The organism is Bacillus cereus group sp. BceL291, assembly GCF_051776705.1.
Taxonomy (GTDB): domain Bacteria; phylum Bacillota; class Bacilli; order Bacillales; family Bacillaceae_G; genus Bacillus_A; species Bacillus_A cereus.
In genome coordinates, this window is the sequence record NZ_JBPWAP010000132.1 from 1 (window position 1) to 8,361 (window position 8,361).

The following is an 8,361-nucleotide window of genomic DNA, read 5'->3' on the forward strand; positions in this document are numbered from 1 at the left end:
GTATTGTAGGACAATCCTATCGAATTAAAGATCATTTTAGCAAAGAAAATGATTGATTTTGTACATGCTTAAACAAGCGAAAATGTACATGTTTATCTTGACATTTACAGTTTATTGTATATGGATCCTCATTTAACCCTCCTATTCCAATTAACTTTTCCCCTTGAAAAATCCCATATAAGCATTCACCAGTTTTATTAAACGTGTTTATTTTATTTTCATATTCACTTATTAGTTTTATTAGGAAATAAAATCCTTCGTCTTTGCTTTCCTGAACAAGATAATCGTGTTCGTATATCATTAAATCTTCAATTTGTTGAATATGTATATCTTTCAAGTAAATCTCCCCTTACTATGAAAATACATAAAAATGCTCTAGAATTTTTGATTCTGAGCATTTTTATGATTGTTATCTTATTCAATTCGTAGTATGTGTATTCTTCACTTTAGATGTAAATCGATAATATAGTTGTTTAAGTCTTATTGAACTAAAGCACCTGTTTACTTAAATGAATACATATACATTTATAATGTCTCTCAAATATACTATCAGTTTATATATTCCTCATTCTTCTCTAACAGGTTCAAGATAAATTATAATTTGTTAATCGATATGTTTGTGTAACCACTGTTCAAATATCTTTAACTGTTCTTCGGTATGAAAGTAATGTTCACCCGTCTCCATAACTTCTAATTCACAACGATGTTTTTCTGTAAAATAGTTAATAGTTTCAAGTTCACACAGTTCATCCTTAGCTCCGTACATAATATATGTATCTATATTCCATATATTAATAGGATGTTCTTTTACATAGCATAAATAATCCCAATGTAACTTTTGACCAATAGGTGTCTCTATAGTCATTTCTTTTTGCAAAAGCTCTGGTGTTACATTAAACCATTTCATCATATTTTCGATAATTCGTTCCATATTAACTACTGGTGATAAAAATAATGCCTTTTCTACCACATCATTTTGATAAGCTAAAAGGCTAAAATACGCTCCCATACTACATGCAAACACGTTTATTTCTTTCCAATGTTCTTTTGCATAATTCATAATTATAGATAATTCACTAACACAAATCTGTACTTTGCAAGGCGTATTATCATCTTTTCTTTCTCCATGCCCAGGTAAATCAAAGCTTAATACTTGATAACCTTTTTGTTTGGCTTCTTCAGCTAATATTTGAATAATTGTATCTTCCTTATTTGACATATTTCCATGTACTGCAATAAAAATTTTATCACTCTTATCTCCCCATAAAACCGCAGGAATATTACTAATTTTAAAATTATTTTTAATCATATTCCCTCCATAAACTAAGACATATAGGACTTGGCAAAAAACGCACACACTTTATTTACCTCTGTACAGCAGGTAATATCCCCTTCAACTCCATTAAATCATCTATTACTACATCAGCCTGAGCAAGTTCATCTTCTTGCGCAAAATCAAAATTACACCCAATTGCAAGTAAACCGTTGTCTTTCGCTGCATTTATATCAGATAGCCGGTCACCAACTACCGCTGCCTCTTTTATATCATATTTGTTCATAATACTTTTAACTAAGTCACCTTTATTTAGCGATTGTATTTGTTCAATACTAAACGTTTCAATCACCCACTTGTCTAAAGCATAATAAGTTACGATTGCTCGTAAATATTCTTTCAAACCATTACTAGCAATGTAAATTGAACAATTATTTTCTTTTATATATGTAAATATTTCTTTTACATTTGGATATAAAGCGCCTTTTCCGCTTTTTATGTTTTCAATTAGTCTATCTAAAAAATATGCATCTGTTTGCTCTCTTATTTCAATAGAATGGTCCGGTAATAAAGCTTCCCAAACTTTCGGTAGCGGCACACCCATAATTTCACGGTATTTTTCAATCGGTGTTACCGTATCCCATAATTGAAGTGATCTTAAGTGATCAAAAGTATCATCTAATGATAATTCTAAAATTTTATCTGTTTGAAATAACGTACCATCCATATCAAAAATTAATGCTTGTAACATTCCTATCTCTCCTTTTGGACTATGGTTTTACCAGATATATTTTTAAGCATCTCAATAATAATTTCTGAGCAATAATTCGCAGCAGTTTTCGCGAAGTCATCATAAGAAATTTGAGCTTCATCATTTGCGCTGTCAGAAATACATCTTATAATGAGAAACGGTATATCATTTATATAGGCAACATGTCCAATTGCTGCCCCTTCCATTTCTGTACAATGAGGTGCGTATTCGTCTATTAATTTCGCCTTTAACTTTGAATCTTCAACAAAACATTCACCGCTGACAATTCTTCCTTCATGAACTGCAATCTGTAAACTACTACTAATACAAGCTTTACGTGCTAACTCTACCAATTCCTTACTTGCAATAAATTCTTCTTGGAACGGAAATAAGTTTTTCATTTGAGTTTTACTTACATCATGATGAGTAACATTCGTTGAAATAACTATATCGCCGACTTTTACATCTGAATGTAATCCACCAGCAACGCCCGTATTAATGATAGAGTCTACATCAAATTTATGAATTAATGTTTGCGCGCATGCAGCTGCATTTACTTTCCCTACACCAGAACGTGTAATAATTACTTCTGTTCCCATGAATTCTCCAATATAAAAAGGCATTCCCGCTATTGTCTGTTCCTCTTGTATAACTAGTTTTTCTAAAAGTAAATCTATTTCAATTTGCATTGCTCCAATAATGCCGATTCTGTTCATGTATGTAGTCCCCTTTATTAATTAATCCCTTTAATCCGCTCAGACATAACCGATAATAAAAATTTCGGAAGTACAAGTTGTCTCTTTAATCTTTTCGGCTGTGAGAGTAACCTATACAGCCATTCAGTTCCAGTATCCCTCATTATTTTTGGTGCTCTTTTTACAGTACCAGATATTATATCAATCATGCCTCCGATACCAATAGATAGCGGAACGTTTAATGTTTGTATGTTTTCATAGATGAACTCTTCTTGTTTTGGTGAACCTAGTCCTACGAGTAGTAAATGCGGCTTGAACTGCTTAATTTTCATTTTTATTTCCTCTATTTCTTCACCATTTACAAATCCATGCTGTCCTTTAAATTGTGCTCCTGGGAACTGCTCATTTAATTTTTCTAATGCCTTTTTATTACTTTCTTGCGCAGCTCCAAAAAGAAAGACACGATATTCATTGTCGTTACAATATTTTATTAAATCGTGAGTTAAATCCGCCCCAGTAACACGTTCTTTCAAACTTCCTTTTAATATTTTCGAGCCAATTATGACACCAATCCCATCCGCTGTTATTAAATCCGCAGATAGTAACATCTTTTTAAATTCCTTTGATTTTTCCGTATTTTCCTTTGCAGACATAACAATTTCAGGATTTGCAGTTACTACAAACCTTGGTTTCTCTTGTTGTTCATGTAGCCAACCTTTTAATAAACTTATAGCTTTTGCATATTCTAAAGTTGAAAAAGGTATACCTTTTATAAACTGCTGATCCACTGTACTCTCTCCTTACATAAGCTGCAAATATTCATCAATGTCTTTAGAAATTTGAATAAAAGCTTTATTCCAAAATTCATAATTTCTTATATCTATTTCAAAATGTTTTTTCATAAGCTCCTCTACTGGAGCCTTTCCTGTTTCTCGTAAGAACTCTTTATATTTCGAATGAAAAGTACTTTTACCTTCTTGAGCTATTTCTAATAAGCTAAAACTTACTAAATATCCAAATGTGTATGGATAATTGTAAAAAGAAACATCTGCTATATAAAATTGAATATATTTCATCCATACAAACGGCTGGTATTCACTTAAAGCTTTTCCATAAGCTTCTTTTTGTGCAATTATAGATAATTTCTCAATTTCATCAGCACTTAAAGGACCCTCTTTACATTTTTCATAAAATGTTTTTTCAAACTGATACGATGCTCGTATTGCCATTACATAATTAAAACCATTTCTTATTTTCCAGCTAAGTAATGACTTTTTCATATCTTTACTATCCGTTGTTTCAATTAGATAATTTAAGAGTACCGTTTCAAAGAAAATAGATGCTGATTCAGCCGTACTCATTGGCAAATAATCATCTAAAAAAGATGTAGATTGTTCAAAACTCATATTATAAAAATGCCAAGCATGTCCTAATTCATGAGCGAGCACTCTTACACTATCTATACTCCCATCATAACGAATGGAAATTCGCGATTCTTTCTCACTGAAAAATGGAGCACAAAACCCACCTGGTGGTTTATTCTCTCTCGGTTCAGCATCTACCCAACCACTTTCTATCGCATTACGTGCAAATTCTGCTAATTCTTCATCAATATTCTTACATGCATCATAAACGTTTTGTATTGCTACTGAAAAAGGAATCATGATCTCATTACTTTCCTTTACTGTCATAAGTTCATGCCATGTAATCGAAGCTTCCCCTTTCTTATACACGTTTAAAGCAATTACTAATTTATCAAGATTTTTTTCTGTCGCATTCCACATTTGTAATAATACAGTTTCTGAAATGCCATTTGCATGAAAAGATTGTGTTAAAATCTCTCTATCTTCTATTTCATTACTCTTTGCATTACGCAATCTCCCTATTTGATTTAATACTGTAGCAAAGATTTCTTTTTCCTTATGTAAAGTACTTGTAAGTAACTCGAATACCTCTAATCTTTCCTTTTCATTATCACTATTCATTGCAATAGTATTTGCTTGTCCAAAAGATAATTGTTTATTATTGTGCTCTATTTCTATCCTATCCCGTAATTGTATGTACATATTTTCCCACGCATTCAGCTCATCTTTTATTAACTTAGTATTATCTGAAGTTTCCACTTCATTATGTTTTATTACTTGCTGTAATTCATTTTTTAGTTCCTTCACTTTCACGGTCAATTTAGTAAGGTCAGGTGGTACACTTTCTTCAACTGATCTACAGTACAAATAGTATTCTGCTTTTTCAATAGCTTGTATAAGCTTTGAAAGAACCTCTACATCTTTTGTTACAAAATATTGCTCTTTCAACTCCAAAATTGGAAATAGAATATCCTCATTTGAATACAAGCGATTTAAATCCCATCTAGCAATTTCATGCATTTTTATAGCCGCCTCCTATTTTTACAAATAGTTACAGATATTTCTTCCTACACAATTATATATGAAATTGCAAAATTTTGATATCTTCAAATATTTAAATTCCTATAAATACATTCTTATTTATACTCTTTTCTTCTGCTACCGAAACCTACATAACATAAGCATATGAATGATACAGCCACTGGAATAAGTATTACTCCCCCAATAAAAGGATAAACCGCTATGCAACATGTAAAAGCCACTATAGAAAAAATTTTCCCTAACTTATTCTTTATTAATTTCATCCCGGCCGCAGTACCAACTATATATGTAATAATTCCTAATGAATTTGGTATTAATACAATTTTATCTATACTGATTTGTAAAACGAAACTTATTAACAAACCTATAATCGCGATAAAGCCTACAACTTTTACTGCATTTGTTGGCGTTTCTCTTTTTTCATCAATATGTGCCAAATAACGTGGTGCAACTTCTTCCTGCCCTAATGAATAACCTAAACGGCCCATACTTGCTATAAATGCATTTGTCGTTCCTAAACAAATGATAAAAGCTAAAAATCCAATTATCCATGCAAATTGGTCACCTAAAGTTCGCTTGATTACCAGCACTAAAGCTGTAGTATTATCAGCGTTTATATGATAAGACTTCGTTCCAATTACTGATAATGCAATACCAATATATAAAACTCCAATAATAACAATCGCAAATCCTGTGGATAAAATAATATTTCTTTTTCTAGGTGTTTTAAATTCTGGCGCTAAACTCGTAATGGCTTCCCAACCGAAAAACGACCAAAAAATTAATAATGATGCCTCTAAAATTGGGTTTATTTTTTGCATAGAAATATGTACATTTATATGCTTCATTTCAATATAAGGTAATGAACTTATAATTGTTACGATTAAAATAATGAAAGTTAATACACCTATACATATTTGAAATAATCCACTTATTTGTAACCCATATAAATTGAAACCAATTGAAATACTTAAAATAATCAGCGCTATAACGTACGAAAAATATGCTGGTAACGTAAAGACCTTCACTATATACATGCCACCAGTCAAAGATACAACGATTTGCCCAACACTACCTGCTATATAAAAAGACCAACCTATAATAGCACCTACATTTTTGCCAAAAGCTTTTTCTGAAAAAGTAGCAATTCCACCTGTACTTGGATGCTCAATCGATAAAAAAGCGAATGTGAACGCAAGTGGAATACTAAGTGCTATCATAACAAGCCAGGAAACAATCGCATTCCCTTCTGCTACACTCGCTGTCATACCAGGTAATATAAGAATTCCTGATCCTAGAACCGCTCCAACGTATAAAGCAGTTCCCCTTTTAATTGAAATTGTTTCATTAAAATGATTAGACATTACATGCACCTCCATTTATATTTTAATTATAGAAAGTTGTCAGTCTATTTGATATTCAAAATTGTATGTAGTCTGGCATTAGATTTTACATTATGTATTTATTTCAGAATTTCACTTTCGTATTTGTAAAGGAGCATAATTCATGGATGAAATTGATAAGAAAATAACCCTATTACTGCAAGAAGATGCCAGAATGACAATTACAGAAATGACTGAGCACTTACACCTCACCCGCCCTAGTGTTACCGAAAGACTAAAGAGATTACAAGATACTGGAATAATTGAGAAATATACCGCACGGATATCATTAGATGCAGTTGGAAAATCAATTCAAGCATTTTTAAGAATTGAAAATTTAAAGATTCCTTGTAAAAAATTTGAGGAAAAAATATACGGAGAACATAGAATACTTGAATGTCACCGAGTAACAGGTGAAAGTAGCTATTACTTAAAAGTAGCAGTTCACTCTATGAAGGAATTAGAAGAATTAATTGATATCGTTATTCCGTTTGGAACAGTCAAAACTTCGATGATTTTATCTTCACCAATACCATATCGACCGGTAATCACAGATTAAAGAAAAAAGGATTGATCAAATGATCAATCCTTTACTCTACTTCATTTAAGAAAAATAACGTTATAACGCCAGGTCCTGTATGTGCTCCGATTGCTGCACCAATTGTATTTACGATAAATACTTCACAACCGAATCTTTCCGTAATTAATGATTTTAATGCTTCCGCTGTTTCTAAGTCATCACCATGAGTGATACCGATTGTTTGACCTTTAAGGTCTTTACCACGCTCTTCCATAATATCAACAATTCGGCTTAATACTTTCTTTTTCCCTCTTACCTTTTCAAGTGGTACAAGTTTTCCTTCTTCCACGTTTAAGATAGGCTTAATGTTTAGTAAACCACCGATAAAACCAGCTACTTTACTTAAACGTCCACCTCTAACAAGGTACTGTAAGTCAGCTACAGTGAAGATGTGCTCCATATGGTTCATTAGAAAAGCGACATGGTTTAAAATATCTTCTTTTGATGCGCCGTCTTTTGCCATTTTAGCAGCTTCTAAAACGACAAGACCTTGACCAAGCGAAGCACATTTTGTATCAATAATTTCTAAATCTAAATCTGCATATGTTTCTTTTACTTCCTCTTTAATGACAACTGATGATTGATATGTACCAGACAGTTCAGATGAAAAAGCTAAATATATACAAGGATTACCTTCTTTTGCATAAGAAACAAATTTTTCTTGGAAAGTTTCAAGTGAAGGCAATGATGTTCTATAAACAGCGCCTTCTCTCATTTTTTGTAATAATGTAACTGACTCTAATGTTACTCCATCTAAATACTCTGTTTCTGCTTCATCATATACACGGAGTGGAATTAAATCAATATCATATGCTTGCAGCAATTCTACTGGTAAATCCGCCGCACTATCCGTAATGATTTTAACACTCATTTTTAAACCTCTATTCTGTTATAAATATAAAATAATAAAATAAAAATAGTACTTTTAAATTATATACGTAAAACTTAAATGAAGAAAGGAAAACACTTTATATTGTATGCACTATTCTTCAAAACTTGAACTATTAATGAAAATGATTCTATTTTAAACACCTTTTTCTTATTATTTTTCTATAACACGAGTAATTTTATAAGTATTTTGTATCAGTATATTTTACTTCTTTAGCTTAATATTATCTTTTCAAATTCATACTGTTTAAAATTGAAAAGCCAAATCCAATAAAGTGAAGTGCACCCCAATTGTTAGACACAGTCTAACAATTGGAGGTGCATTTTTTATGGCTAAATTTTCTTCAAAAGAAAAAATCCAAGCGGTGAAACGATATTTAGATGGTA

At 31.6% G+C, this 8,361-nt stretch carries 8 protein-coding genes and 1 pseudogene; 1 reads left to right on the top strand and 8 read right to left on the bottom strand.

From position 1 onward, the window contains the following. Positions 1-103: 103 nt before the first annotated feature. From ACS2CR_RS32540 to ACS2CR_RS32570, 7 genes and pseudogenes are all read right to left on the bottom strand, one after another. Positions 104-337, bottom strand: a pseudogene (locus tag ACS2CR_RS32540) (GNAT family N-acetyltransferase); the annotation flags it as partial. A gap of 267 nt (positions 338-604) precedes the next feature. After that, complete coding sequence (locus ACS2CR_RS32545) at positions 605-1,309, bottom strand: alpha/beta hydrolase (RefSeq protein WP_053514319.1); 705 nt, start codon at positions 1,307-1,309, stop codon at positions 605-607. A 55-nt stretch (positions 1,310-1,364) separates the two neighbouring features. Continuing rightward, positions 1,365-2,024, bottom strand: coding sequence for an HAD hydrolase-like protein (locus ACS2CR_RS32550; protein ID WP_053514318.1), 660 nt, complete (start codon positions 2,022-2,024; stop codon positions 1,365-1,367). A 2-nt stretch (positions 2,025-2,026) separates the two neighbouring features. After that, the gene (locus tag ACS2CR_RS32555; RefSeq protein WP_001079723.1) at positions 2,027-2,740 is read right to left on the bottom strand and encodes a 5'-methylthioadenosine/adenosylhomocysteine nucleosidase; all 714 of its coding nucleotides are present in this window, start codon (positions 2,738-2,740) and stop codon (positions 2,027-2,029) included. A gap of 17 nt (positions 2,741-2,757) precedes the next feature. After that, positions 2,758-3,507, bottom strand: coding sequence for a WecB/TagA/CpsF family glycosyltransferase (locus tag ACS2CR_RS32560; protein WP_053514317.1), 750 nt, complete (start codon positions 3,505-3,507; stop codon positions 2,758-2,760). 12 nt (positions 3,508-3,519) lie between these two features. Next, positions 3,520-5,103, bottom strand: a complete 1,584-nt coding sequence (locus tag ACS2CR_RS32565; RefSeq protein WP_053514316.1) for a M3 family metallopeptidase — start codon at positions 5,101-5,103, stop codon at positions 3,520-3,522. Between the two features lie 116 nt (positions 5,104-5,219). Next, complete coding sequence (locus ACS2CR_RS32570; RefSeq protein WP_000064917.1) at positions 5,220-6,488, bottom strand: APC family permease; 1,269 nt, start codon at positions 6,486-6,488, stop codon at positions 5,220-5,222. Between the two features lie 142 nt (positions 6,489-6,630). Here ACS2CR_RS32570 and ACS2CR_RS32575 point away from each other — a divergent pair, with 142 nt between their 5' ends. Further along, positions 6,631-7,065, top strand: coding sequence for an Lrp/AsnC family transcriptional regulator (locus ACS2CR_RS32575; protein ID WP_000343328.1), 435 nt, complete (start codon positions 6,631-6,633; stop codon positions 7,063-7,065). Between the two features lie 31 nt (positions 7,066-7,096). On the opposite strand, the gene ACS2CR_RS32580 is transcribed toward ACS2CR_RS32575, so the two are convergent. Continuing rightward, positions 7,097-7,957, bottom strand: a complete 861-nt coding sequence (locus ACS2CR_RS32580) for a DegV family protein (RefSeq protein ID WP_053514314.1) — start codon at positions 7,955-7,957, stop codon at positions 7,097-7,099. Between the last annotated feature and the right edge of the window lie 404 nt (positions 7,958-8,361).

Coding starts and splice junctions, on each gene's coding strand:
- ACS2CR_RS32545 (WP_053514319.1), bottom strand. CDS start 1,309: ATGATTAAAAATAATTTTAAAATTAGTAATATTCCTGCGGTTTTATGG.
- ACS2CR_RS32550 (WP_053514318.1), bottom strand. CDS start 2,024: ATGTTACAAGCATTAATTTTTGATATGGATGGTACGTTATTTCAAACA.
- ACS2CR_RS32555 (WP_001079723.1), bottom strand. CDS start 2,740: ATGAACAGAATCGGCATTATTGGAGCAATGCAAATTGAAATAGATTTA.
- ACS2CR_RS32565 (WP_053514316.1), bottom strand. CDS start 5,103: ATGCATGAAATTGCTAGATGGGATTTAAATCGCTTGTATTCAAATGAG.
- ACS2CR_RS32570 (WP_000064917.1), bottom strand. CDS start 6,488: ATGTCTAATCATTTTAATGAAACAATTTCAATTAAAAGGGGAACTGCT.
- ACS2CR_RS32575 (WP_000343328.1), top strand. CDS start 6,631: ATGGATGAAATTGATAAGAAAATAACCCTATTACTGCAAGAAGATGCC.
- ACS2CR_RS32580 (WP_053514314.1), bottom strand. CDS start 7,957: ATGAGTGTTAAAATCATTACGGATAGTGCGGCGGATTTACCAGTAGAA.